This window comes from Burkholderia sp. AU16741, assembly GCF_002223345.1.
Classification (GTDB): Bacteria; Pseudomonadota; Gammaproteobacteria; order Burkholderiales; family Burkholderiaceae; genus Burkholderia; species Burkholderia sola.
The window spans coordinates 88,843-114,491 of sequence record NZ_NKEZ01000007.1; the positions used below are offsets into that span (position 1 = coordinate 88,843).

The 25,649-nt window shown below is 61.9% G+C and carries 16 protein-coding genes and 1 pseudogene; 13 read left to right on the forward strand and 4 right to left on the reverse strand.

Annotation, left to right across the window (positions count from 1 at the left end):
• Positions 1–249 precede the first annotated feature (249 nt).
• The 12 genes from tssB (at position 250) to tssJ (ending at position 20,237) form a co-directional block, all read left to right on the forward strand.
• Positions 250–762, forward strand: coding sequence for a type VI secretion system contractile sheath small subunit (tssB, locus tag CFB89_RS17265; RefSeq protein WP_069230479.1), 513 nt, complete (start codon positions 250–252; stop codon positions 760–762).
• A 73-nt stretch (positions 763–835) separates the two neighbouring features.
• Positions 836–2,368, forward strand: coding sequence for a type VI secretion system contractile sheath large subunit (tssC, locus tag CFB89_RS17270; RefSeq protein ID WP_089468908.1), 1,533 nt, complete (start codon positions 836–838; stop codon positions 2,366–2,368).
• Between the two features lie 83 nt (positions 2,369–2,451).
• The gene (locus CFB89_RS17275; protein WP_089468909.1) at positions 2,452–4,791 is read left to right on the forward strand and encodes a type VI secretion system Vgr family protein; all 2,340 of its coding nucleotides are present in this window, start codon (positions 2,452–2,454) and stop codon (positions 4,789–4,791) included.
• Positions 4,792–4,800: 9 nt separating this feature from the next.
• Positions 4,801–7,431 (forward strand): hypothetical protein, encoded by a 2,631-nt coding sequence (locus tag CFB89_RS17280; RefSeq protein ID WP_089468910.1) that lies wholly within the window; start codon positions 4,801–4,803, stop codon positions 7,429–7,431.
• A 34-nt stretch (positions 7,432–7,465) separates the two neighbouring features.
• Complete coding sequence (locus CFB89_RS34320) at positions 7,466–7,975, forward strand: hypothetical protein (RefSeq protein WP_144030124.1); 510 nt, start codon at positions 7,466–7,468, stop codon at positions 7,973–7,975.
• Between the two features lie 1,770 nt (positions 7,976–9,745).
• Complete coding sequence (locus tag CFB89_RS17285; protein WP_089468911.1) at positions 9,746–10,003, forward strand: PAAR domain-containing protein; 258 nt, start codon at positions 9,746–9,748, stop codon at positions 10,001–10,003.
• Positions 10,004–10,069: 66 nt separating this feature from the next.
• Entirely contained in the window at positions 10,070–11,245 is a 1,176-nt protein-coding gene (locus CFB89_RS17290; RefSeq protein WP_256979690.1) for a hypothetical protein, read from the forward strand.
• Positions 11,242–15,048: an ImcF-related family protein gene (locus CFB89_RS17295; RefSeq protein ID WP_089468913.1), complete on the forward strand. Its 3,807-nt coding sequence runs from the start codon at positions 11,242–11,244 to the stop codon at positions 15,046–15,048. Before CFB89_RS17290 ends, CFB89_RS17295 begins: the two co-directional genes overlap by 4 nt.
• 7 nt (positions 15,049–15,055) lie before the next feature.
• Complete coding sequence (gene tssA / locus CFB89_RS17300) at positions 15,056–16,636, forward strand: type VI secretion system protein TssA (protein WP_089468914.1); 1,581 nt, start codon at positions 15,056–15,058, stop codon at positions 16,634–16,636.
• Positions 16,637–16,645: 9 nt separating this feature from the next.
• Entirely contained in the window at positions 16,646–18,460 is a 1,815-nt protein-coding gene (tssF, locus tag CFB89_RS17305; RefSeq protein WP_089468915.1) for a type VI secretion system baseplate subunit TssF, read from the forward strand.
• Positions 18,457–19,566 (forward strand): type VI secretion system baseplate subunit TssG, encoded by a 1,110-nt coding sequence (gene tssG / locus CFB89_RS17310; protein ID WP_089469412.1) that lies wholly within the window; start codon positions 18,457–18,459, stop codon positions 19,564–19,566. Before tssF ends, tssG begins: the two co-directional genes overlap by 4 nt.
• Before the next feature lie 143 nt (positions 19,567–19,709).
• On the forward strand, positions 19,710–20,237 hold the full coding sequence (gene tssJ / locus CFB89_RS17315; RefSeq protein ID WP_089469413.1) for a type VI secretion system lipoprotein TssJ: 528 nt from the start codon (positions 19,710–19,712) through the stop codon (positions 20,235–20,237).
• Between the two features lie 154 nt (positions 20,238–20,391).
• Here tssJ and CFB89_RS17320 read toward each other — a convergent pair.
• Together CFB89_RS17320 and CFB89_RS17325 are read right to left on the reverse strand one after the other, a co-directional pair.
• Positions 20,392–21,589, reverse strand: a pseudogene (locus CFB89_RS17320) (benzoate/H(+) symporter BenE family transporter).
• Between the two features lie 174 nt (positions 21,590–21,763).
• Complete coding sequence (locus CFB89_RS17325) at positions 21,764–22,789, reverse strand: fatty acid desaturase (RefSeq protein WP_089468916.1); 1,026 nt, start codon at positions 22,787–22,789, stop codon at positions 21,764–21,766.
• A 243-nt stretch (positions 22,790–23,032) separates the two neighbouring features.
• Here CFB89_RS17325 and CFB89_RS17335 point away from each other — a divergent pair, with 243 nt between their 5' ends.
• Positions 23,033–23,857: a phosphate/phosphite/phosphonate ABC transporter substrate-binding protein gene (locus CFB89_RS17335; protein ID WP_089468917.1), complete on the forward strand. Its 825-nt coding sequence runs from the start codon at positions 23,033–23,035 to the stop codon at positions 23,855–23,857.
• Between the two features lie 50 nt (positions 23,858–23,907).
• On the opposite strand, the gene dbpA is transcribed toward CFB89_RS17335, so the two are convergent.
• Together dbpA and CFB89_RS17345 are read right to left on the reverse strand one after the other, a co-directional pair.
• Positions 23,908–25,305 carry an ATP-dependent RNA helicase DbpA gene (gene dbpA / locus CFB89_RS17340; protein ID WP_089468918.1) on the reverse strand — a complete coding sequence of 466 codons (1,398 nt, stop codon included), beginning with the start codon at positions 25,303–25,305 and terminating at the stop codon, positions 23,908–23,910.
• A complete protein-coding gene (locus CFB89_RS17345; protein WP_089468919.1) occupies positions 25,302–25,499 on the reverse strand; it encodes a hypothetical protein in 198 nt (65 codons plus the stop codon). The genes dbpA and CFB89_RS17345 overlap by 4 nt, the downstream gene beginning before the upstream one ends.
• Between the last annotated feature and the right edge of the window lie 150 nt (positions 25,500–25,649).

Here is a 25,649-nt window from a genome sequence, read left to right on the forward strand (position 1 = left end):
ATTGTTTCGGAACGTTTGCGATTTTTTACATTTGATCGTTGTGGTTTTTTGGGTGACGCGCTTTGACTCATCCGGAGTTTGACGTGTATAAATCCCGAGCGATTTCGTCGAGCGGACGGAGGCCATGCGATGAAAGATAAATCGGGGCACGCTGCGCATTGCGTTCACGGGTGATATATCGAAGAGACCATCGCGACGAACACGCCGTGCGCCCACCAATGCCTGACCATCACTAAATAAGGATTGCAAATGGATAGCTTCCAGAGGGAAATTCCGAAGAGCCGTGTCTCGATCACGCTGGATTTGCATACGGGCGGGGCCCAGAAGAAGGTCGAGCTGCCGTTGAAGCTGCTCGTTGCCGGCGACTTCAGCGCGGGCCGCGAACAGGCGCCGCTGGCCGAGCGCAAGAAGGTCAATATCGACAAGAACAACTTCGACGCGGTCCTGGCCGACCATGCACCGGATCTCAAGATTGCCGCGGAGAACACCCTGGCCGGCGACGGCTCCGAACTGCCGGTGAATCTTTCGTTTCGCTCGATGAAGGATTTCGAGCCCGAGCAGGTTGCTCGCCAGATTCCCGAACTGCAAGCGATGCTGGCGATGCGAAATCTGCTGCGCGACCTCAAGTCGAATCTGCTCGACAACGGCATGTTCCGTCGCGAGTTCGAGAAGATCCTGAAGGACAAGCGCCTGTCCGACAAGCTGCGCGGCGAACTGGGACAAATCGCCACCGCCACCCTGCAACAGGAAGGCCATGCGTGAGCGCGGCCGGCCCAAGACGGCCGTCACCGCCTCCCGCAACCACGCAGCCATACCAAACGTGACTGAGAGAAACATGAACCAGAATGAATCGCGCCAGGGCGCCACGGAAACCATCGCGCTCGACAACGACAGCGTCTACGCCGCGCTGTGCAACAAGATCAACCTGAAGCCGGTCGCCGAGGCTCGGCCGCTCGAAGCGTTTCGCGACAACGACGCATTGTCGGAAGCATCGGCCGACGAACGGGTCGCACGCGGCATGGACGCGCTGCTCAACCTGATCGCGAAGGAAAGCAAGCCGGTCGATCGACTCGACAAGTCGCTGCTCGATTTCTACATCGGGCAGCTTGACCGGCAGATCAGCCGCCAGCTCGACGCGGTCATGCATGCGCCGGATTTCCAGGCGCTCGAAGGTCGCTGGCGCGGGCTGAAGATGCTCGTGTCGCGCACGGACTTTCGCAAGAACGCCCGCATCGAGGTGCTGGATGTATCGAAGGATGCGCTGCAGCGCGACTTCGAAGATTCGCCGGAACTGATCCAGAGCGGCCTGTATCGTCTCACGTATATCGAGGAGTACGACACGCCGGGCGGCCAGCCGATCAGTGCAATGATCAGCGATTTCGAATTCGCGAACTCGCCGATTGATGTCGCGCTGCTGCGCAATATTTCGAAGGTTGCGGCTGCCGCGCATATGCCGTTCATCGGCTCGGTGGGCGCAGCATTCTTCGGCAAGAAGTCGATGGAAGAAGTGGCATCCATCCAGGATATCGGCAACTACTTCGATCGTGCCGAGTACATCAAGTGGAAGAGTTTCCGCGACACCGACGATGCACGTTACGTCGGCCTGACGATGCCCCGCGTGCTCGGCCGTTTGCCGTATGGAAAGGACACGACGCCGGTGCGTGCGTTCAACTACGAAGAAGCGGTGAAGGGCCAGGACCACGACAAGTATCTGTGGGTCAACGCGTCGTTCGCGTTCGCGGCCAACATGGTGCGCAGCTTCGTCAGCAATGGCTGGTGCGTGCAGATTCGCGGCCCACAGGCGGGCGGCAAGGTGGAAGACCTGCCGGTTCACCTGTATGACCTCGGCACCGGCGTGCAGCCGAAGATTCCGACCGAAGTGCTGATCCCGGAAACACGCGAGTTCGAGTTCGCGAATCTCGGCTTCATTCCGCTGTCGTTCTACAAGAATCACGACTTCGCATGCTTCTTCTCGGCCAGCTCGACGCAAAAGCCGGCGCTGTACGAGACGAAGGAGGCGACGGCCAATAGCCGTATCAATGCGCGCTTGCCGTACATCTTCCTGCTGTCGCGCATCGCGCACTACCTGAAGCTGATTCAGCGCGAGAACATCGGCACGACCAAGGATCGGCGTCTGCTCGAGCTCGAGCTGAACAACTGGATCAAGGGGCTCGTGACCGAGATGAAGGATCCGGGCGACGAACTGCAGGCGTCGCACCCGCTGCGCGAGGCGAAGGTGACGGTCGAGGACATCGACGACAACCCGGGCTTCTTCCGCATCAAGCTGTTCATCATCCCGCACTTCCAGGTCGAGGGCATGGACATCGGGCTGTCGCTCGTGTCGCAGATGCCGAAGGCCAAGGGCTGATCCGCCGTTTCATGCATGACCCGTCGGGACGCTGATGGCTGTCCCGGCGGCGCCGTTGTGTTCGTGCACCTGAGAGAAAATCCATGTCGATGATCCTGCCGTCGCAGGCTTATGAATTGAAGCTGGCGCCTCATCCGGCGCCGACGTCCGTGCTGCGGTTTACGGGCCGGGACGCCGTGAGCGAGCTGTACCGCTACGACGTCGAATTCACGAGCCCGATGGCCGGTATCCCGATGGATCAAGTTATTGGCCGTCCTGCAAAATTCATCGTCGCGCCGGTCGATCCGAATTTCGACTACCTGCGCAGGATGTTTGGCGAGAACGCCGGCCAATTCAGCACGATGGCGCCGGCGTATACGATCCACGGCGTCATCACGCAGTTCGACGAGTTCGGCAGTTCGGCCGATCAGACCCACTATCGCGTGCGGCTCGAGCCGAAGCTCGCAGACTTGAACCGGGGTGTCACGAGCAGGTTGTTCCAGAAGCAGTCCGTCGAGGAGATCGTGACCGACACGCTGCGTCATTACGGCTACCGGGCCGGGGTCGATTTCCTGTTTCAGTTGCGCGGCGAATACAAGCGGCGCGAGTACGTTACCCAATATCACGAAACGACATTCGCCTTCATTCAGCGCCTTTGCGCGGAAGAAGGACTCTGGTTCCGCTGGGAGCAGAAGAAGGATCACGCCGTGATCGTGTTTGGCGATGATCTGGATGCTTACGCGCGGAAGCAACGCACCGTGTCGTACCGGAGAGACTCGGGGCTCGAAAGTTCCGGCGCGGACGCGATCAAAACGCTCGAGAAGCGGACCCGGCGCGTGCCCGAAGCCGTGCGTTTGCATGACTATAATCATCGGCAGGCCGGTGTGTCGCTGCTGGTCGAGGAAAACGCCGCGCGCGACGACACGACGACGAGCGGTGTTGATTACCGCTGGGGTGAGCATTACGAGACGCCGGAAGAGGGTAAGAGCGTGGCCCGCCGACGCCACGACGCGCATCTCGCCGCGCAGATCACGTTCAAGGGCACCGGTAATCCGTTCTGGCTCGAAGCCGGTGAAGTCATGCGGATCGAGCCGAACCCGGCCGACGCGAAGCATGGGGTCTTCGTTACTGCTGTGGAGTCGCAGGGTGGCCGCGATCAGTCGTATTGGATGACGTTCGAGGGGATTCCGTCCGGTCGTGTGTGGCGCACGTCCATCGATGCGATCAAGCGACCGGCGATCGACGGGATTCTGCCCGCGCGCATTACCTCTCCCGGGGATTACAAGTACGCGTATCTGACCGAACAGGGCTGGTATGTGATCAAGCTGCCGTTCGATCTCGATGAGTGGAGTCCGGGTGGGACAAGCCGGCCGGTGCGGTTTGCGAAGCCGTATAGCGGTGATGACTATGGGCATCATTTTCCGCTGATCGATGGGGCGGAGGTGGCCGTTGTTTTCACGCAAGGTCATCCGGATCGGCCGGTGATTATCGGGGCGATGCATGACAGCCTGCATCCGGATCTCGTCACCAGTCGGAACCATACCCGGAATCTGATCCGCACCGCCGCGCGGAATGAAATGCGGATGGAGGATAAGGAGGGTGTCGAGCATATTCATCTGACGACACCGTTTCAGATCAGTGAGCTGAACCTTGGGCACATGGTCGATGGTGAGTGCAAGGAGCGCGGACAGGGCGCGGAGTTGCGCACCGACGGCCCGGCGGCGATTCGGGGATCGAAGGGCGTGTTGGTTAGCGCGGAAGGACAGCCGAACGCCGCAGGCCCGCAGCTCGCGATGCAGGACGCCGACGCGACGCTTGAGCAGGCCGAACAGATCCTGAGTGCACTCAACGACTCGGCGAACGCGGCAAAGGCGCTACAGGCCGACATCGATCAACAGCGCGTGTTGATCCAGCAAAAGCTCCAACGGCTTCAGAAGCCGGTCCTCGTCGCAACCGCTCCCGACGGCGTCGGGCTCGTCAGCGGGCAGCAGATGCAGCTTGCCGCCCGCAAGCAGATGTTTGTGACCGCCGGCGACGGGCTCGACATCGGCGTGATGAAGCGTATCGCAGTGGCGGCCGGTGAGGCGATCTCGCTTTTTGCAGCGAAGCTCGGGATTCGCATCTTCGCAGCGAAAGGCAAGGTCCAGCTGCAGGCGCAGTCCGACGCGATGGAATTGATGTCGATGCAGGACATGACAGCGAGCTCATCGGATGGCGAAGTGATCATCACCGGTCGCAAAGGCGTCACGCTCGGCGATGGGGCCGGCGCCTACATCAAGCTCTCGGGCGGCAAGATCATTCTCGGCAGTCCCGCTGGAGAAATCGAACTCAAGGGGAATCTGACCGTCGTCGACCCTGACGGCGGCAGTTTCAAATTCCCGACATGGGCTGCGGCACCCGTCAACGACGTGAAGCACGCAATGAACTTCGGATTCTCCGAATAACGGACAACCATGGCAACTCAACCCAAACCGAAGACGCCGCAATCACCTACGCCGGCTCCGGCCAAGATAAAACCGCTGCCGTTCGCCTTTCCGTTTCTTCGAAAGGGACGGGGCAAGTCCGAGGCTTCCGCGCAATTTACCGATGAGCACGAGATCTACCGCCTCCTGGCCGAACGCGAGCCATCAGGCGCGTATCTCGTGAGCCGCAAGGGCATGTGGCATGGTGGCATCCACGTCACCGAGGCAGGCGCCGGGCAATCGCTGGATCTCGACGCGGGCCTGCGCTGCATTGCCGACGGCACGCTGATTGCATTTCGCGCCAACAAGACCTATCCAGTCAGCGAATTCGGCAAGGCCGGGAGCGAGACGCCCGTTCAGGCGCCTTACAGCACGGGCTTCGCGCTGGTGCGGCATACGATGGAGTTTCCGCGTGATGCGAAGCTGACGTTTTACAGCCTGTACATGCACCTGATGTCGTGGGAGGACTACGCAAACTTCCCGAAGCGGAGCAAGCCGTCGTACTGGCCACGGCAATGGCAGGTCACGCAGTACGCGCAGGACCAGCCGTCGCCGGGTCGTAACGGGCAGGTTCCCGATGAGTCGCAACAGGGGCTGCGGGTTCGAAAAAGCTATCCGCGCGGCGAAATCATTGGCCTCCTGCCGCAGGGTGCGAGCGTCAGCATCGGCAAGCAGGAAAAGGGTTGGGGGCAAGTGACGGATATGTGCGACGCATCGCTGTTTGCCCCCGAAGCTGGCAGCTATGTCGAGCCGGCCGACGCCGTTGGTGGCTGGGTTTTTATCGGCCAGGAAAACGGTGGACCAACCGTCGAGGAGGTCATGCAGGATTTGGTGTTCGACCGAGTAATCGTCACGACAGAACAGACGATTCGGCCGGGCGATCCGCAAGGAGCCGGAGGCGGAATACCGATCAAGGCTGGCGACCTGATCGGCCATCTTGGCCGCTACGATTCGCTGAACGAATGCATGTCCGGTACCCGGATGGCGCACATCGAAGTGTTCTGCGACGACGGCATTCAGTTGTTCCTGGAGCAGGGGCGCGCGTGGGTCAACCAGCACGGTCCGCAAAAAGAGGACTGGACGGCGCTGGGCCTGCCGTCGGAGCCGACGATCCTGCGGATTGCGCCGGGCACGGTGCTTTACCAACGCACCAAAGGTGACAAGTTCGTCCCGGGCGATGACCCGCAGTCGCGAAAGACGGACGCCGTTCAAGTGTATTCGCTCGCCGAGCTGGCACGTGATTCGAATCGGCGAGTTCCCGAGAAGCATCCGAATCCCAATCCGGGTTACCCGGTGAACTGGTGGCACGTCGAGGGGGTGAATGCGCTAGGTCAGCCGATCGACGGTTGGGTGTGCGACTTCAACTTCCCCGGCGGGCGGGTGACGCTGGAGTTTGCGCAGAAGTGGGTCGATTTCGAGTGTCTGGCGGAAGACCACGATCCCACACATACGATTTTCGCGACGACCCGGAAGTGGGCGGATTACGCGAGCGGCGCCGATGCTGCGGACCTTGCTTCGCGTTCGAACATCAGTCCATTGATGCTTAAGGTGTATGACGCCCTGTTCAAGAAAGGCGACGGCAAGCAAGCGGCTGATGAACTATGCACATTGTCGCAGACCGAGCGTGGCGGATATCCGTGGCTGATGCAGGCGGCGTCCCGGTTGATTGTGAAGCACGAAAGCGAATGGGCGAATCCATCGAAGTGGAAGCAGTTGATCGCCGAGTTGGAGAAGCAGGCGGGGCCCAAGGAGCAGCACGGCGAAGAGCAAAAGCGGATCGATATGCTCGCATGGTGGGATGACGTGAAGGCTCATGTCCCCACATTTCCGTCCCCGGATGTCTTTCATTTTAATCCAATTGGCTTGGCTGGGAATTTTTCGCGAGAACCGGAGGTTATTACACTTGAAATGCTTGCGGCTGTCGATCCAAATGGCAATAAAAACTACCATAGGCAGATCCTTCCCGCGCTCAATAAATACGCAAAAGGTTATCGGGTAACTACGCCAAAGAGAATTGCTCATTTTCTCTCGCAAATCGCCGTTGAAAGTGGCTTTAAGAATATCGAGGAAGGGCTTTCATATTCTTCGAAGAGAATGAAGCAGATTTTTGGATGCAACCCTGCACCAAAGGGCAAAAAAAAGTATAGCGAAGTAGATGGGGATATTGTTTGCAATTTCGGACGAATGCGGGATAAGTTGTGGACCGAGACTAGCAAATATGAGCACAATCCAAAAAACCTCGCAAGCTATGTCTATGGCGATCGACATAAAAATGGTAATGAAGAGTCCGGCGATGGTTATAAATACCGCGGTAGAGGGTTGATACAAACAACATTTAAAGGCAACTACATGGTGCTTACGGATGAGCATAATCGACGCTTCCCGGATGATCAACGTGACTTCGTGGAAAACCCGGATCTTGTTCTTAGCGATTTGGAGTATGGGATAGAATCGGCCTTTGTTTACTGGGCTGTTACTGGAGACGTAAATAGAATTGCAGATTCCGGGAATGTCCTTGCGGTCTCGAAGGTGGTGAACGGTGGAAAAATTGGGTATTCAGAGCGCCTTGCTGCCTACAACAATGTGGCGCCAATTCTTGGGCTAAAAAACGAGGTGGCGTAGAATGTTTCCCCCAAAACTGTTGGTGGCGAGCGCAATGTCGCTCCTTCTCCCGTTCAGCGCATATGGGGGTGAACTTGTCTCGAATTGCCCGAACGTAAATATAAATAACAGCGTTTTTGATGCCTCGGCGCTGGGGCGTAATTCTCGGATCTCCATAGAAAATGGCACACCCGAATATCCGATTGTTCTCGATCTTTACCAGTCGACAAAATATGGGTGTGAGAAAGCTGAATTTGCGCGATATTCTGTTGAGGGAGGGGTGCCGACGGTTGAGTCAATATTTTTTATGTCTCTTGATGGTCGCGTCAATGTATTCTCCATTGTTGCGTGGGATATAAACAGCCGCGGCGATGGAACCTATGGCCGGCTCTATCAGGTGTATGCCTATTTTTTTGATAAAAATGGAGTGCTAATTGAAAATGACCGTGTTTCTCAAGATGAAGCCATGACTGGGATCGATGGATATGCTCAGGGCGCGGAGTCAAAGTTTCGATACAGAACGGCTTCTGACGTCAAGAAATACTGGCGCCATGGATCGAGATAGATGAAGGTGGCGAGTTTGGTTGGTTATCAAACAGTTGACGGGCGGACTTTCGATGCAAAGCAATTCGATGCTCAATCTGCGTGGAAACTCAGCTTTACTGTGGGCGATGTAAGCACCTTCGCGGGATGCTATAGGATTTCAAATGATTCGTAGATCCCTATTTTTGTTCTTAGCGGTACTGCCCGCGTGCGTGCAGGCCCAGGTTAGTGTGTCGGGTGAATTAAGTGTTTTACAGTATGCCGATCGCGGGCACAACGCCTACCAATCTCTTCATTTTAAACGGTCAGATGGCGCGACGTTTACCCCTTTCGATGAAGGATTGAGATTCTATGAGTCCGACATGAACAGTTTGTCTCCGGACAAACGGTACTCGATCGTGAATTTTTTCGCTGAGGGAGATCTCACTAATTCAAGCGGTGTGTCTTTGCATTCCGAGTATATGTGTGCCTTCGTACGTATGAAGGACGGTTGCGTTGTGCACGTGGCGCAAGACGCAGTCTGTGGGGGAGAGTGGCGACCGCCTCACCAGTGGTCTGTCAACATTGAGCCGATCTTCGATAATCCACCTAATGTAACCGACATCTATGCCGCTTACTCATCGAAACACAAAGCCGGATACCAAATTTCGCGGCCGCCAATCTTGGCATATTTGGCAGAGGGTACCGCATTTGACAATCTGCTTGCGTGCGATCCCCCAAGTGCAGGTAACAGAAGTGTTTATTCGAAATTACTTGTTCAATTACAGTAGGATGAAGACATCGAAAACGCCGACAAGCTGAAGAAGATTTTGACTGGCGGCCAGAATGGCAATTCTATCCACGTAACATCGACGGAGTCGGGTGCCTGGGTGGAGCATGCAGTGATTTCAAAGAAGGCATATCTATATGCAATGCCTAATAAATCGTCATTTACCGGGGCCTATCTCGTGAAAGGTGATTCGGTATTCGTGAATGAATCTAGCTCGTCGACGGGCTTTGTGGTGTCAAGGTATCGTCAGAAGAACAGTAACGTTATCGAACGATGGATTCGTTGTGAAGATGTGAGTGCGTGTTTCTCGGGTAATTGACTCATTGGGTCCTAATTCCATATTTGATATTTTATTAAGGTGTGCGATGTTCGGTTGCGTTAATGAGCCGGTAAGCGAGCTTGCTGCAATTGTGGGCAATGACACGAATGGCCGTGGCAGGCGCGTCGATAATTTCAAGGAAATAAACGGCCGCGGGGATTTCAATTGATTTGTCGATCGCTACATGTGTCAGCTGGTCTTCTTGGTGTAATTCTTGGATGTCAAGTAGTTAATGCCGATGAGATTACATTGTGCCAGCCACATGAGGAAGTCTATTTCAGTTGTCCGATTGATGGGAAAGTAGTCTCGTTGTGCGCATCGGGGAATATTGCACCAGACAATGGGTACGTGCAGTACAGATATGGAGTGCCGGGTCGTGTCGAGCTTCAGTTTCCGGAAAAACCAAACCCTCCGAGGAATTTATTCGATATTATCGATATTTCAGTGGGAAATTTGAACTTTACACACATAAAATTCATGGCCGGAGCATACGGCTACGTAATTTATCAAGGTTCACCAAGTGGGGTGTATGTAAAAAGGCACGGGGGCCTTATATCAAATCATATGTGCGCACCGGGAATTTATCAGCAGCTAAATCAACGAGTATTTCGTGGATTAAGAACGAATTCATCTGTAGATGGTGTAGATGACTGACTGCATGCTTTTCCCTTCTTCGTGTCGGGTTTGAAAACTCTCTAAAATCGATGAAAAATCTCGCATATGAAGGCGACGCAACGAGCCACGGCGGCAAGATCCTGACCGGCTCGGATCGCATCAAGGTAAAGGGTCGCCGAGCCGCACGCGTCGGTGACAAGGTCTCATGCCCGATCCACGGCGATAACGAAATCGTCGAAGGTAGCGGCAGGATGAGAGATGGCACGACGCTGCTATCGCGCGACGGCGATCACACGCGGTGTGGCGCGGAACTGATTGCGTCGACCGACGGGGCGCGGGTTCGCTAAGCGATGCCTGTCGATTTCAATCGCGTGCCGCCGCGGGTGGCGGTGCCGCCTCCGCCTCAGGTCTCGATGATCATCTGGACCGTCCTGCTGGTGCTTGTGATGGCCGCGGGCGCGGGTCTGGCGATCATGCTCTGGCCAGCGGGCCGTCCGACCAACACGCTGTGGTTCGGATTCTGCGTCGCGGGTTACCCCTTTCTGGTTTGGGCTTTTGCGCTGTTCGCATGGTTCGGATACGGGTACGCCCGCCGTAACCAGGCGCTTGCGACGAACCGGATCAGCGACGAAGCGGATCAGGCCTGCCATGCGTTGGCGGCCAGACCGCTGGCGATACTGGGTCATGCCTGGTGTTTCGCCGCCAACGATTCGGAGAACGCGCTCGAGAGCATCCTGAACGGAAGCGCACTGTCGACACGGCGGCCAAGTGGCGCAGTCGCGGATAGCGACGTCCATGCACGTTGGCTCGACATCCCCGATCTGCGTTTTCTCCCCGGGAACGAACTTGTCGAACATGCGCGCCATCATGCGATAGGTATGTGGTTGCTCGAACGTTTGATCGACGATCTCCTGCCGCAGCTCCGCGCGCTTCCACCACGAACGCAGCTTCAGGTCGAGCTACAGCACCGGTCCAGAATGAAGTCCGAGATCGTCGAGACTCGGATACGGGAGTTGATCGCTGAACGCGTCCCTGTCTTGAAGGTCGACATGAAGTCTGGAGAGCGCACGTCCTCCCTCTTTCGAACGGACGCGTGGTTCGACAAGCGAGACGTCAACACGGCGCACCTGCTCATCGCCGTTGAGCTTCGCGATGCCGTCAGTACCGTCCTGTCGGGTGGTGTTGCAGAGGCGGGCGTGGCCCTGCTCGTGGGGGACTCGCGACTTACGTCGACGGCAAATTCCGTCGGGCTACGGTTGCATCGTCCTGCCAAGGACTCGCTTGATGCTGCCGCCCGGACGGTCGGACTGGCTGCTCGCTGGGGGCAATCTCCGCTCGACCATTTGCGCACAGTGTGGACACACGGCCTGACGAGTGAAAGCGTCGGCGCGGTTCGGCAGGCCGCGCCGTTTTCCGGTGAGACGCATTGGAATGTGCTCGAGGCGTCAGTCGGTGATTGTTCGGGTGCGGGACCGTGGCTTGCCGTCACCCTTGCCGCAGAAAGTGCCCGGATAACGGGCGACTCGCAAATGGTGCTGTGTGGCGACGGAAGAGATTTGATCGCCCTCGTGTGCAGAAAACAGACATGAACGACAACAAGAACGACACCAAGACTCGACCGGCGGGCCTCTTTATTGGCATCGCGGCCGCCATCGTCTTCCTTGCACTCGGTATCGCAGTGTTGGTGGAAGGGCCTCGGCATGGCTGGTCCCTTGAGATACGAATCATCATCGAGCTTATTCTGTTCTCGGTCTTGCTGGTGGTGATCCTGCTGGTCAAGTACCTGGAGGGAGTGCTGCTTTGGATCGCATCGTTGAAAGCTTCCCGCTGGTTCGCCCGATACGACGCTGGTCAGCGTGCAGTGTCGGTTGACCCCAACGATCAAAGCCAACCGCCAGGACAGGCCGACCGGGCTGCTGCGCTACGCAATACGCTGCGTGACTACCACGGATCGCGCTGGCGCTATCGCGCACGATGGGTACTGATTGCCGGCGATGAACCACTCGTGAAGCGTCTCGCGCCGGGTCTGATCGAAACCGGCTATGCGATCTCCGGCGAAACAGTCCTGTTGTATGCAAAGCAGACGAGCAGCACACTCGACACCGCGTGGCTCGACGAGATCCGCCGCCTGCGCCGCCGCCGTCCGGTCGATGCAATCGTCGCAGTCACACGTAACCGCAATTCCGTCGATACCCCATTCGACACCGACAATCTGTCGCAACGGCTCGCACGCCACGCGCGTGCGCTCCGCTGGGCCGCGCCGGTCTATCTGCTCAATGTGACGGATTTCGGCAGCGAGACGTCGAGTCCGGACGAGGCGATCGGCTTCACCTGGTCCGACGCGCGCGTCAGCTCGGATGCGCTCGATGCGTCGCTGCAAGACCTCTCCGACAACTTGGCGGATGCCGGTGTCGTGCGTCTGACGAAGGATGCCGGCGACCGCTTTCCCGCTGAGCTGTCGCAGCACATTTCGAACCTCGGAAGTGCGCTGTCGCGTCTGGTGCTACAAACGTCCCAATCAGGCATCTGGCGGCACGCGATCCACGGCCTTCTGTTTGCACCGCTATCCAGGGAACGGGAACCGGCACCGCCGCAGGCACCGGCCATCACAAACGATGACGACCCGCCGCACTGCACGATATGGCAAACCGTCGCCGATCACAGCCGCAAGATCCATGGTCGCCGCGTAGGCTTCTCTCTGTCGACCGCGGTTGCATGGTTCACAACCGGCCTGATCGGCTGCTGGATTGCCGGCACAATGCTGTCCGGCTTCGTCAACCGCGCAACGATCCAGAGCACAGCGGACACGATCGCTAACCTCTCGACGGTTCAGGACCACACAAAGGAGTTGCAAGCCCTGAACACTTTGGGCCAACAGATCGACACGCTCGAAGTCCATCAGCGCGAAGGCGCACCCTGGTCTTCGCGATTCGGTCTGAATCGCGACAGCGCACTCCTCGACGCGTTGTGGCCGAGCTACGCCGGCGCGGCTAACCGCATCCTCATCGCCCCGATTCGCCAGAAGCTCGAAGCGCGCCTGCAACAGCTCGCATCGCTGTCCGACGCTCAAATCGCCGATGGTGGCGACGCGCAGACCCAGGCCGCCTACGACACGCTCAAGGCCTACCTGATGCTCGCGAAGCCGGAGCGCGCCGTCGCGGCTTTTCTGACGCCCCAGCTTGCCGCGACAGCCGTGCCTGCACGTCCGTCCAACTCATCCTTGTCGCCGGGCGCCTGGGAAGACCTGCGTCTGCACGCTATCGCATTCTTCGCCAACCATCTCGGCCGCGCCCCCGCATCCAATGCATCCGCGTTCGCAATCACGCCGGACGGCAACCTGATTGCATCCGCCCGCCAAACGGTGATCGGTGTGCGGGGCATCCAGAATTCGACGGACGCGCTCTACCAGCAGATCATCGACGAAGCGACGCCGAAGTATCCGCCGGTCTCTCTCGCGACGTTGCTCGGCGACACGACGAGTCGAGGCCTGTTCAATACGACCGCGACCGTTCCGGGCGTTTACACGCGTGCGGCATGGGAGGAGCGCATCTCGAAGGCGATCGACGACGCAAGCGCGAAGCGCGACGTGTCTGGTGATTGGGTGTTGCGCCATGAAGGAAACGCCGTTGGCGCATCCGACAACAACGACAGTAACCTCCCTCCACCAACATTGAAAACCGAACTGCGCCAACGCTACTTCGACGACTACGCGCGCGCATGGGCGCTGTTCCTCAACAGCTTGCGCTGGCAATCCGCGCCGACGCTGTCGGCCACGGCCGACCAATTGACACTGCTCGGCGATTCGCAACGTTCGCCGCTCGTCGCGCTGATGAACGCGATCGTCTACCAGGCAGGCGCGGGCGCAAGTGCACAGTCACTCTCCGAGAGCCTGATCAACAAGGCGCAACAACTGGTCGGCGCCGACGAAAAGGATCCGTCGAAGCAGGCTCAACCGCAGCTTGCGCCGCTTGCCGCGGCCTTCGGCCCGATCCTGCGCCTGACCGGCAGCGATCTGGTGTCCGGCGCACCGGCCAACGGCAAGGCCGCCACTCAACTGGCCGCGACCGGCGACCTCGCTCTCGCGCGCTACCTCGAGCGGGTCACGGCGATGCGCCTGAAGGCATCGCAGATCGTCTCCGGCGCCGATCCGGATGCGATCGCGCGGCTGGCCGCTCAGTCGGTCCTGCAGGGCAAGACGTCCGATATTTCCGATAGCCGCGACTATGCGAGCCGCGTAGCCGCGAGCCTGGGAGAACAGTGGGCCGGCTTCGGTGCGCTGTTTCGTGCACCGTTCGATCAGGCGTGGCAAGTCGTCGTGCAGCCTGCGGCGGTGAGCCTGAACGAAATCTGGCGAACGGCGATCCTGGCCGACTGGAACAAGTCGTTCGGCGGCCGATATCCGTTCTCGGACGCCGACAACGACGCGTCATTGCCCGAGATGGCGCGCTTCATGCGGCCCGACAACGGCGTGATCGCCCAGTTCGTCGCCACGCAGCTCGCCGGCGTCATCGAGCGACAGGGCGATCGGTGGGTCGTCGCGCAAGGCGCCGACCAGGGCGCGCTTACGATCGATCCGGTCTTCCTGAGCGGCCTGAACAAGCTCGCGCGGGTCTCGACCGTGCTGTTCCCGTCCGGAGACGCGCGCGTGCGGTACGAACTGCAGGCAGTCCCGACGCCGGGCGTCACCGGCATGAAGTTCGTGCTGTCCGGGCGCGAACTGCGCTACTTCAACCAGAAGCAGGAATGGGTGCCGTTCGAGTGGCCGGGCCAGTCGCTCGAGAACCTGTCGCACATCGAATGGCAGACCGAGCAGGGCGGATTGCGCACGGCGCTCGACTCGCAGGGGCGCTTCGGCCTGATCCGGCTGCTGGAGCGTGCGAAGGTCGTCCAGCAGGACAACGCGCGTTACTTGCTGACCTGGATGCCGGACACGAGCCAAGGCATGCCGCTGAAGGTGCAATTGCGCGCCGAAGCAGGCGCGGGGCCGCTCGACATACTCCAGTTGCGCGACTTTGCGCTGCCGGCGCGGATTTTCGTCACCGGGGCGGCGGGTACTGGGCCGAAGCTGTCGACAGCCCGCCCGCCGCCGTTACCGGCTGCGGCAATCGCCGCGGCAAAGCACGCTGCCGTGCCGTTGCCGCCGGGACTTCCGGGTGCGATGTCGTTGCCGGATGAGCCTATGCCGGCGACGCCGGAACCGGCGCGTCGTCGAACCGTCGCGGTGGATTCGGCCCCCGCGGACGCGCGGCCGGCTACGTCCGCGATGAAGTCGCCCAAGGGCGATCCGGAGATGGCGGTGTCGTCTCTGGCGACAACGTCGATGTCCGCCGATGCTTCCTCCAAACCGTTCGGACACGCCCTCCAGTTGCTGGGCGACGCATTTGCGTTTTGAGACCTCCATGACGCTAGCCAATTTCGTAAAAACACTTGTCGGCGGTTCACGCATCGATTCACTGCACGAAGCGCGCCGGCATACCTGGGCGGCATGGCTTGCCCCGATACCTGGGGAGCACGCGCATGGCCGCGATCCCGGTTACGAGGATGCATTCTTCGAACTGAAGGACGAAGCGACCAAGCTGTCCGGAATCGACGACGGCCTGATTACCCGCGCATGCGAACAGCTTCTCAAGGAAACCGGAAAGGATCTGCGTCTGGTCGGTTACTACGCGTTTGCGCGGCTGCGTCAGGATGGTCCCGCCGGATTCGCCGACGGACTCGAGTTGGCCGCTTCGCTGGTCGACCGGTTCGGCGAGACATTGCTGCCTGCGCGAGCCGAGGCTAAGCGCGCGGCGCTGGAAATGCTGTCGACCGCGCGAATGATCGAAACGCTGGACAGCCGCGGTGACTTCGGCGCCGCGGATCGCGAGCGCGCGATTGCAGCGCTCGAGGTACTCGTCACCCGCACCGGTACGTGGTCCGACGCCGCCCGTCCGAACCTGCATCCGCTGGTTGCCCGCTTCGGGAGCAAGGACGAACCGGTTCGCAACGTGAGCCTGGACATGGCGATGCAGCAGACGTCCGCCTCAGCAAGCGCATCGAGCGGATCGATCGCATCGGCGCGCGACCTGCTCGATCATGCCCGCGCGATGTCGGCATGGCTGCGCGCTCAGGAAAACGGCTATTTGCCGTCGGTGCGTATCGCGCGCGGCGTTCGGTGGGACACCTTGCACGACGTGCCGCCGTCGGACGTCGCGTCGCACACGCGTCTGACGCCGCCTCGCGCCGAATTGCGCCAGCAACTGAAGCGGCTCGTGCTGCAGAAACAGTGGCACGAACTGCTCGAGCGCGTCGAAGGGGCATTCATGGAAGGCGTGAATCACCTGTGGTTCGACCTGCAGTATTTCCAGCACGTCGCGCTCGATCACGTCGGCGCGCCCTACCATGCATGGAGCGAAGTGCTGCGCACGGACTTTGCGTTGTTCCTCGAACGATTGCCGGGCATCGAGCGGCTTTCGTTCAGCGACGGCACGCCATTCTCCGACGACACGACGCTCGAGTGGATCGCCCGCCACGCGGTCGTGCGCGACCTCGAAGCGGGCGAGACCGTCGCGCCGCTACCGGTCTCCGCGGATAGCGAGGGCGATGCGGGCGACTGGGCGGAGATCGAGGCGCAGGCTCGCGAGCTGGTCGCGAGCGACGGTGTCGAGGCCGCGTTCGCATGGCTTGATGTGCTGCCCGGCATGAAGACCGAGCGTCACCGTTTCCTGCGGCGGCTCGTGATGGCGCGCGTGGCCGATCATGCGGGGCGACCCGATGCCGCCCTCGCATTGCTCGTCGAACTCGATACGTCCTCACGTTCGCTGCCGGTGATGCGCTGGGAGCCTGCGCTGGCGTTCGAGGTCAAGCAGCAACTCGTGCGAGCGTTGAAAGCGACGAGCAACCGCAAGGATGCCGACAAACCGACGCTCGCGCGCCGCATCGGCGAACTGCAGGCGGAACTTACCGTGCTCGACCCGGCGCGAGCGCTGACTCTTTCGTAACGAGAATTCATGGCAAACGACGATCCCATCCTGCGCTACTACGAAGCCGAAATGCGCTATTTGCGCGAGTCCGGCAAGGAATTCGCGAAGGCGCATCCTGATCGCGCACGGCTGCTCAACCTCGACCGTGTCGGCGATCGCGATCCGTACGTCGAGCGGCTGTTCGAGGGTTTTGCCTTTCTGACCGGGCGCCTTCGGCAGAAGCTCGACGACGAGTTGCCGGAACTGACGGAAGGGTTGGTCAGCCTGCTATGGCCGCACTACTTGCGCATGATCCCGTCGTTGTCGATCGTGGAACTCATCCCGCTGTCGGAAAAGCTTCAGAAGATCGAAGTCGTGCCGGCAGGCGTATCGGTACGCTCCGCGCCGATCGCCGTGCCGCCGCCGGCTGGCGCCGAAGGTTTGTCGCCGAAGACCGTGCAATGCATCTACAGGACCACGCAAGCGGTCACGCTGCAACCGGTCACGGTCACGCATGCCGGGCCGACCGTGCGCCATGACGGTCGCTCGGTGATTCGGCTCGGCTTCTCGCTCGGCGGGTCGGCGCGCCGGATGGAAACGGATCTGTCCCGGTTGCGCCTGTACCTGAATGCGGATCTGCCGACGGCATTCGCGATGCACCTTGCGCTCACGCGCCAGGTCGACACGATTCAATTGCGCATTCCGGAGATCCGCGACGGCGAGGCGATGCCGCTCGCCGGCGTCACGATCGAGCCGGCCGGCTTCACGGCCGACGAACGGCTGTGGCCGAAGGCCGATGCGGCTTTCTCCGGCTATCAGTTGCTGCTCGAATACTTCACGTTCCGCGAGAAATTCCTGTTCGTGGATCTGTGCGGACTGGACGTCACGAAGCTGCCCGAACGTACCACCCGGTTCGAGCTGGAGATCGTGCTGACGCAGACCTATCCGTCGGACCAGCGCTTCAGCGCGGAAAACGTTCGGCTATTCTGCTCGCCGGTGATCAACCTGTTCGAGCTGGATGCCGAGCCGATCGAGATCGATCATCACGAAACCGAATATCGCGTGGTGCCGGCCGGCCATCAAGGCGAACATGTCGAAACGTATTCCGTCGACGCGATCGAGGCATTCGACCACGAAACGGCCGAGCGGTATGAATACGTGCCGTTTGCGACGTTCCGCCATCGTGGCGGCATGCTGCGCCACGAGGCGCCGGAGCGGTATTTCCATTCGCGCGTGCGCTCGGGCGTGACGGGGTTGCACGAAACGTGGGTGGTGCTCGGTGGTCATGCATGGGAAACCATGGAGGCGCTGCCCGAGGAAAGCCTGTCGTTGCGTGTGACGGGCACGAACGGATTGCTGCCGCGCAAGGGGCTGCGGGAAGCCAGTCTCGACGAACTCGCGACCAGTTCGCAGAACGTCACCGGGGTGCGCAATCTCGTCTCGCCGACGCTGCCGCTGTATCCGCCGACGGAAGACCGGTTCCAGTGGCGGGTGCTGTCGCACCTGGCGCCGAACTTCCTGTCGATGATGAACGCGGAAGTGCTGCGCGGGGCGCTCGCGCTCTATGACTGGACGGACGACGAACTGAACCGTCGACGGCTCGCGGGCATCCTGTGGGTGTCACAGGCACTGATCGAGGAGGTATCGGGTGGCGCGGTCGAGCGCGGCGTGCTGATCGAGGTCACGCTCGACAGCCATGCGTTCGCCGGGGACGGTGACGTGATGCTGTTCGGCGAACTGCTGCATCGGTTCTTCGCGCTCTACGCGGACATCAACCTGTTCACGAAGCTCGCGGTCGTCAGCCTGCCGTCTCAGGCTCGGATCGAATGGCCACGCAGCAAGGCAGAGCGGGCGCCGTTATGAAACTGCACGACTTCCCGAATCTCGATCCGCTGGTCGCCTCGCTCCTGGCGCGCGCACCGCGAATGAACTTCATGCAGCTTTGCCGGTTGCTCGAAGTGCGTTTTCCCGATCAGCCCGGGTTCGGTACACGGGATGCGCTCGAACATGAACCGGTGCGCTTCCGGCCGCGGCCGCGACTGGGGTTCCCGGCGAGTGAGATCGCGTCGGTCGAGTTCGATGATGGGTCGGACACGTTCGGGCCTCATTCACCGCCAACCGTGCGCACGACTTTCATGGGGTTGTACGGCGTCGACGCGGCGATGCCGTCGCACCTGATCGACGAGATCGTGCAGCGCGAGGAAGGGCACGAGGCGGTCCAGGCATTTCTCGATCAGTTCAATCATCGGTATGTCACGTTGCTGTATCGCGCGTGGCGGAAGTATCGCTATCCCGAGCACTTCAGGCCCGGCGGCGTCGATGCGCATTCGCGCAACCTGTTGTGTCTGGCCGGGTTCGGGTGGGGCGACAAGCCGAAGCGCGCGGGCCTGCCCGATTCGAGGATGCTGGCGTTGCTGGGGCTCCTGATTCAGCGCACGCGCACGCCGGAGGGGCTGGCGGGCGTCGTTGCGCTGGCTATTCCGCGAGCCGAGGTTCGGGTCGACGAGTTCTGGCCGGTCGTGACGTCGACGGGGCGGCCGCGACCGCTTGCCGGTGCCAGGCCTGCTGTCGGGAAATCGGGAACCAGTCAACGTAACGGGTTGGGCGGAGGCTACGTATTGGGAAAGCGGATGGCGTATCGCAGCCGGGCGGTACGGGTGACGTTGCGTCCGGCCGATGCTCGGCAGGCGCAGGACCTCTTGCCGGGTGCAGGGCTGCATCGCGATTTGATGGCCTTTGTACAGTTGTACGTCGGTGTCAAGGCGGACGTACACCTGCGTATGGAGATGTCGTCGCGATACACGCCGGAACCGACGCTCGGTCAGGGAAACGCCGGGCCGGCGCCTCGGCTCGGCTGGACTACCGTGCTGGCCGCTGACGAGGAACGGATCGTCAACATTGCGCTTGGTGTCTACGAGGCTTTTCCTGCGCCGGTCCCGAATCCATACGTTGCCGCATCGCATGCTTGACCAGAAATGACGCATGGCCTTCTGATTTTTCGGATCAGCCGTTGCATCCGTTTTGCTGCGATCGGCTTGCGTTCTGCCTCGGGCCGGCAACTCTCGGCCTCAATACGCTGATGACCTACACCATGCACTGCTGAGGAGCATTGATGTCCATCCGTTTCGCTGTTTCAACTTTCCTGTCCGTCTTGCTGCTGTCCGCGTGCGGCGCCTGGCAATCCGTCTCGGACGCCTCGTCGAGTGCGTATCACGCGGTGTTCTTCAAGCAGGTCAAGGTGCTCAACGTCGATCTGTCCGCCCGGGAGGCACTGAACCCCGACGACGCCGGCCGCGCGACATCGGTCGCGGTGCGCGTGTATCAGTTGAAGGACCGGAAGATGTTCGATGGTGCGTCCTACGAGGATCTGCTGAAGAATGACCGGACGGTGCTTGCCCAGGACCTGCAGGCCAACCTTGCTGCGGTGTTGAATCCGGGGGCGTCGGCAAGTCTTACGCAGCCGATGCAGGCCGATACGAAATACGTCGCGGTCGTGGCGTTCTATCGCAACCCGGGCAATGGCGACGGCTGGAAGTACGTGATCGAAAGGAAGCAGCTCGACGCGGACAAGCCGTTGAAACTCGAACTTGTCGATCAGCTTCTGTTGGCCGGCGGCGCTATTCGCAGCACATCGAGATAGTGCCTGACTGGCGGGGCTTCATGACGATCCTTGAGATGCAAAGGACGTTACCTGACCCGACCCGCGCATTCGATGAACCGAATCGCGAGGGCCGACGAACCCGTGGTCGGGAAGGCATTGCACCGAGTGTTCGAGGACGACGTCATGCACGCGCTCAATCCCCCCGACGCCCCCGCACCCTGTTCAACACCCCATACGCCACCGACCCGATCACGATCCCCCAGAACGCCGACCCGAGCCCGAGCCACGTCATTCCCGACGCGGTCGCGAGGAACGTGATCACCGACGCTTCGCGATGGTTCTCGTCCTCGAAGATCCCGTGCACGTTCGCACCGATCGCGCCGATCAGCGCGAGCCCGGCCAGAATCGCGACGAATGCCTTCGGCAGCGCGAAGAACAGCGTGACGATCGTGCCCGCGAAGAGCCCGCCGATCAGGTAGAACACGCCCGGCGACGTACCGCCGCTCCGGATCCTCGTGCGCGTCCTTGCCGGTGCAGAGCGCCGCGGTGATCGCCGCGACGACGATCGTGATCCCGCCGAAGCACGCGACCGCCAGCGACATCACGCTGGTCGCGGTGATGATCGGGCGCGCCGGCGTGTGATAGCCGGACACGCGCAGGATCGTCATCCCCGGCAGGAACTGGCCGGTGAGGCTGACGACGACGAGCGGCAGCGCGAGGCTGAGCGTCGTGCCGAGCGTCCATTCGGGGGCGATGAAGATCGGCCGCGCGAGGCTCGGCGATACGTTGCCGAGATGCGTCATCCCGAGCAGCGTCGCGAGCGCGGCGCCCGTCAGCAGCACGAGCACGATGCTGTAGCGCGGCAGCAGGCGCCGGAAGATCACGTACGCTGCGATCATCCCGAAACCGAGCACCGGCTGCGCGGTCGCGGCGGAGAACGCCTGCATGCCGAACGGCAGCAGGATGCCGGCCATCATGCCGCAGGCGATGCCGCGCGGAATGTGGCGCACGAGGCGGTCGAAATAGCCGGAGACGCCGATCGCCAGGATGATCAGCGCAGCGGTGATGTAAGCGCCGACGGCCTGGTTGAGCGTCAGTTGCGGGAACAGGCCGACGAGCAGCGCGGTGCCGGGCGCCGACCACGCGGTGACGACGGGCACCTTCAGCTTCCAGCTCGCGAACAACCCGGACACGCCCGCGCCGATCGAGATCGCCCAGACCCACGACGACACCATTTCGTTGGACGCGTGGGCGACCTGCGAAGCCTGGAAGAAGATCGCGAGCGGGCCCGCGTAGGAAATCAGGACCGCGAGAAAACCCGCGGTGATCGCGGAGACGGACCAGTCGTTGCCGATCGTGCGGATCGCGCCGGGTGGGGTGTTCGGTTGCATCGTCGTCGGGAAATGCGGCGCGCGGCCGTGCGGCGGAGCCGGGGCGAATGATTGTCGGAAGCCCCGGATGAGCGGCCATTCTGCGCATTGCCGACGCAATTGGCAATTCACGGGCGACGACGGGTATTGTCGGCTTTTCGTAAGAATGGGTGCCGACACGCGGAAGCTCTGACGTTACGTGCTGATCTGCAACACCCGGTCGATCACCGCCACTTTCGCGCCGCTACCCGTCGACAGCGATGCCGTGCCCTCGTCGAACGGATGCACGGGCGGATCGGTCGGCGTCCACGCATGGCGCGCGAGCAACGCGCGATATCCGCCGCGAATCACGAAGCCGCCGCATTTCTTCGCATACGCGTCGCGCCGCATCCGGTATGCGCGCGGCAGGTCGTACCACGGCAGTTTCGGCAGGTCGTGATGGACGAGGTGATAGTTGTTGTTCAGGTACAGCAGCCGCATCGCGAAGCCGGCTTCGTTGATCGTGATGCGCGCCTTCGGATGCGGCGCGGCGCGATGTTCGTACAGCGAGCGGGTCATCGCGAGCGACAGCGCGGGCCACGTGACGGCCAGCAGGTAGTACCACCACGGCACGCCGATCGTCCATTGCAGCCACGCGAGCAGCGCGACCACGCAGGCAACGTGCGCCAGCCACATCGGCAGATAACGAAAGTCGCCGCGCCGGAACGCGGCGACTGCCTCGGCGAGCGTCGCCACGACGCTCGATGGCGGCCCGACGACGATACGTCCGATGAAAGTCTTGCGCGCGACCGTCAGCGCCCGGCGCCAGCGCGGCAGCCGCACCCAGCGTTCACGCGTGACGTAGTTCGTTTCGGGATCGATGCCCGGCACGGTCAGGTCTTCGTCGCGGTGATGGTCGAGGTGCGTGTCGCGATAGAGCGTGTACGGATACCAGACCGTCAGCGGCGGATAGCCGAGCAGTTTGTTCACGAAGGCGGAACGCGTCGGATGGCCATGCAACAGTTCGTGCTGCAGCGACAGGTGCCACGCGCCGAGCAGGATCAGCGGCGGCGTCGCGGCGGCGAGCGACAGGCGCCCTTCGCGCACGAGCAGCAGCACGGCGAGCCAGCCGCCGTAGATGACGACGACCAGCAGCCAGGTCGGCCACTCGGTGCGGGCGGTGAAGCGGGCGTCGAGCGCGGCGATCGCGCGAGCGTGATCGACGTCGAAGTATTCGGCCATGGCGTTGAGGCGGGATGGATCGGGCAGTGCGGGGAACGAGCGATGGAACCGGGCGCTCGGCCCGGGTGCGCAGGTGTCTCGCGGATCACGGTCGGCCTGCCCGGCATCGCGCACGGTGGCGGCGCCGGCAGGCATTCGAACGGTACCGGGGCGGCGCGCCTGCGCCAACCAATCGATTCGCATTTGCTTATCGTGTCGTGATCGATAAGCATCCGGGCCGCCGCCGATGCGTAAAATGCCCGCATGAAACCCTGGATCGCAGTCCTGCCGATGTACAACGTGACGCCGCGCCACGCCGCGCTGTGGCGCGCGCTGCTGCGCGACGCGCTCGATGCATTCGCGAACGCGGGCGGCCCGGCCGACGTCGCGCTGCGCGACGCGCCGTTCGACGACCTGCAGGCCCTGTGGCGGCGCGACGATCTGCTGCTGTCACAGACCTGCGGCTACCCGTACCGGATGCTCGGCTTGTGCGACGTCGTGCGATTGGTTGCGACCCCCGTTTTCGACGCGGACGGTTGCGACGGTGCGCGCTACAGCAGCGTGCTGGTCGTGTCGGCGCGCGTGCACGCGGGAGGTGCGACGACGCTGGCCGCATGCCGCGGGTTGCGGGCCGCGTTCAACGGCGAGGATTCGCACAGCGGGATGAACGCATTCCGGCACGCGGTTGCGCCGCATGCGCACGACGGGCGGTTCTTCGGATCGGTCACGCCGTTCGGTTCGCATCTGAACGTGCTGCGTGCGCTGGCGTCGGGAGAGGCGGATTGCGCGGCGATCGACTGCGTGACGTTCGCGTATGTGCGCGACGCGCTGCCCGATCTGCTGAAGGACATCCGGATCATCGGCGCGACGGCACCCGCGCCCGGCTTGCCGTTCGTCGCATCGCGGGCGCTGCCGGACACGCAGGTCGGCGCGTTGCAGGACGCGCTCGATCGCGCGGTCGCCGCCGATGCGGAACGGGCGCGCGTGCTGAGGCTGAAGGGGTTCGAACGGCTGTCGCCGGCCGACTACGACGCGATTGCGCGGTTCGCGCAGGCAGCCGCCGCGCACGGCTATCCCGAACTCAGGTGACGCACGGAGCGGCGCACGGCGGTGCGGCGACCGCCCGCGCCGCGCGCCGCTTACTCCTCGTCCATCAAGCGGACCTTGACCCGCTTGCCCTTGATCTTCCCCGCATTGAGCTTGCGCAGCGCGTCGCGCGCGACGCCGCGCTCGATCGCGACATAGGTCGAGAACTCGGTCACGTTGATCTTGCCGATCTGCTTGCCGTCGAATCCGGCGTCGCCGGTCAGCGCGCCGAGCACGTCGCCCGGACGGATCTTGTCCTTGCGCCCGCCGAGGATCTGCAGCGTTTCCATCGGCGGCAGCAGCACGCTGTCGTCCGCCGGCTTGAGCTCCGCGAGCGGATGCCATTCGACCTCGCGCTTCTGCGCCTGTTCGATCGCGCCGACGCGGCCCATCTCGTCCATGCTCGCGAGGCTCAGCGCCCAGCCGTCCTGATCCGCGCGGCCCGTGCGGCCGATGCGGTGCACGTGCACTTCCGGGTCGGGCGTCACGTCGACGTTGATCACCGCCTCGAGCTGCGCGATGTCGAGCCCGCGCGCGGCGACGTCGGTCGCCACCAGCACCGAGCAACTGCGGTTCGCGAACTGGATCAGCACCTGGTCGCGCTCGCGCTGGTCGAGCTCGCCGTGCAGCGCGAGCGCGTGGAAGCCCTGCGCGTGCAGCACGTCGAGCAGGTCGCGGCACTGCTGCTTGGTGTTGCAGAACGCGATCGTGCTCACCGGCCGGTAGTGGTTCAGCAACTGGCCGACCGCATGCAGCCGCTCGTCCTCGGTCACTTCATAGAAGCGCTGCCGGATCTTGCTGTCGTCATGGCGTTCCGCGAGCTTGATTTCCTTCGGATTGCGCAGGAACTGCTGGCTCAGCTTCGCGATGCCGTCCGGATAGGTCGCGGAGAACAGCAGTGTCTGGCGCGTCGTCGGGCACATCCGCGCGACCTTCGCGATGTCGTCGAAGAAGCCCATGTCGAGCATCCGGTCGGCTTCGTCGAGCACCAGCGTATTCAGCGCGTCGAGCTTCAGGTTGCCGCGATCGAGGTGATCCATGATGCGGCCCGGCGTGCCGACGACGATGTGCGCGCCGTGCTCGAGGCTTTGCGCCTGCGGACGCATCGGCGTGCCGCCGCACAGCGTCAGCACCTTCACGTTCTCCTCGGCGCGCGCGAGGCGGCGCACTTCCTGCGCGACCTGGTCGGCGAGTTCGCGCGTCGGGCACAGGATCATCGCCTGCACGTCGAAACGGCGCGTATCGAGGCGCGCGAGCAGCGCGAGCGAGAACGCGGCGGTCTTGCCGCTGCCCGTCTTCGCCTGCGCGATCAGGTCCTGGCCGGCCAGCGCGACCGGCAGGCTCGCGGCCTGGATCGGCGTCATGTCGACATAGCCGAGCTGCGCGAGGTTCGCGAGCGTGGCGGGCGTCAGCGGCAGCGCGCTGAACGGCGTGGCGGTCGGTTGGGTCAAGAGATGTCTCCGAGGTAGGGGCGGCCTTCCATCTGCTCGTAGACGACGTTGCCTTCGTCGTCCTCGAAGCGTTCGAGATAGTTGCGGGCGCCGCACAGCGGGCAGCGGAACAGCAGCCCCTGGCCTTCGTCCTTGATGACGACGTCGGACTGCTCCCACTGCGTGCCGCAGCTCTGGTTTCGGCAGGTAAACACGGTCTTTCTCCAGCTGAATTCGGTTGATGGCGCGCCCGGGCGGGCGCGGCCACGGCGGGCGGCGCTCGCGCGGCTCGGGCGCGGGCCGCACCGGCGGTGGCTCGGGTTGTATCGATGCGGATGATGGATCGGGCGGCGACGGGGTCGCGC

Bases quoted from the DNA above. Each gene is read 5' to 3' on its own strand.
- tssB (WP_069230479.1), top strand. From the start codon at position 250: ATGGATAGCTTCCAGAGGGAAATTCCGAAGAGCCGTGTCTCGATCACG.
- tssC (WP_089468908.1), top strand. From the start codon at position 836: ATGAACCAGAATGAATCGCGCCAGGGCGCCACGGAAACCATCGCGCTC.
- CFB89_RS17275 (WP_089468909.1), top strand. From the start codon at position 2,452: ATGTCGATGATCCTGCCGTCGCAGGCTTATGAATTGAAGCTGGCGCCT.
- CFB89_RS17280 (WP_089468910.1), top strand. From the start codon at position 4,801: ATGGCAACTCAACCCAAACCGAAGACGCCGCAATCACCTACGCCGGCT.
- CFB89_RS34320 (WP_144030124.1), top strand. From the start codon at position 7,466: ATGTCGCTCCTTCTCCCGTTCAGCGCATATGGGGGTGAACTTGTCTCG.
- CFB89_RS17285 (WP_089468911.1), top strand. From the start codon at position 9,746: ATGAAAAATCTCGCATATGAAGGCGACGCAACGAGCCACGGCGGCAAG.
- CFB89_RS17290 (WP_256979690.1), top strand. From the start codon at position 10,070: ATGATCATCTGGACCGTCCTGCTGGTGCTTGTGATGGCCGCGGGCGCG.
- CFB89_RS17295 (WP_089468913.1), top strand. From the start codon at position 11,242: ATGAACGACAACAAGAACGACACCAAGACTCGACCGGCGGGCCTCTTT.
- tssA (WP_089468914.1), top strand. From the start codon at position 15,056: ATGACGCTAGCCAATTTCGTAAAAACACTTGTCGGCGGTTCACGCATC.
- tssF (WP_089468915.1), top strand. From the start codon at position 16,646: ATGGCAAACGACGATCCCATCCTGCGCTACTACGAAGCCGAAATGCGC.
- tssG (WP_089469412.1), top strand. From the start codon at position 18,457: ATGAAACTGCACGACTTCCCGAATCTCGATCCGCTGGTCGCCTCGCTC.
- tssJ (WP_089469413.1), top strand. From the start codon at position 19,710: ATGTCCATCCGTTTCGCTGTTTCAACTTTCCTGTCCGTCTTGCTGCTG.
- CFB89_RS17325 (WP_089468916.1), bottom strand. From the start codon at position 22,789: ATGGCCGAATACTTCGACGTCGATCACGCTCGCGCGATCGCCGCGCTC.
- CFB89_RS17335 (WP_089468917.1), top strand. From the start codon at position 23,033: ATGAAACCCTGGATCGCAGTCCTGCCGATGTACAACGTGACGCCGCGC.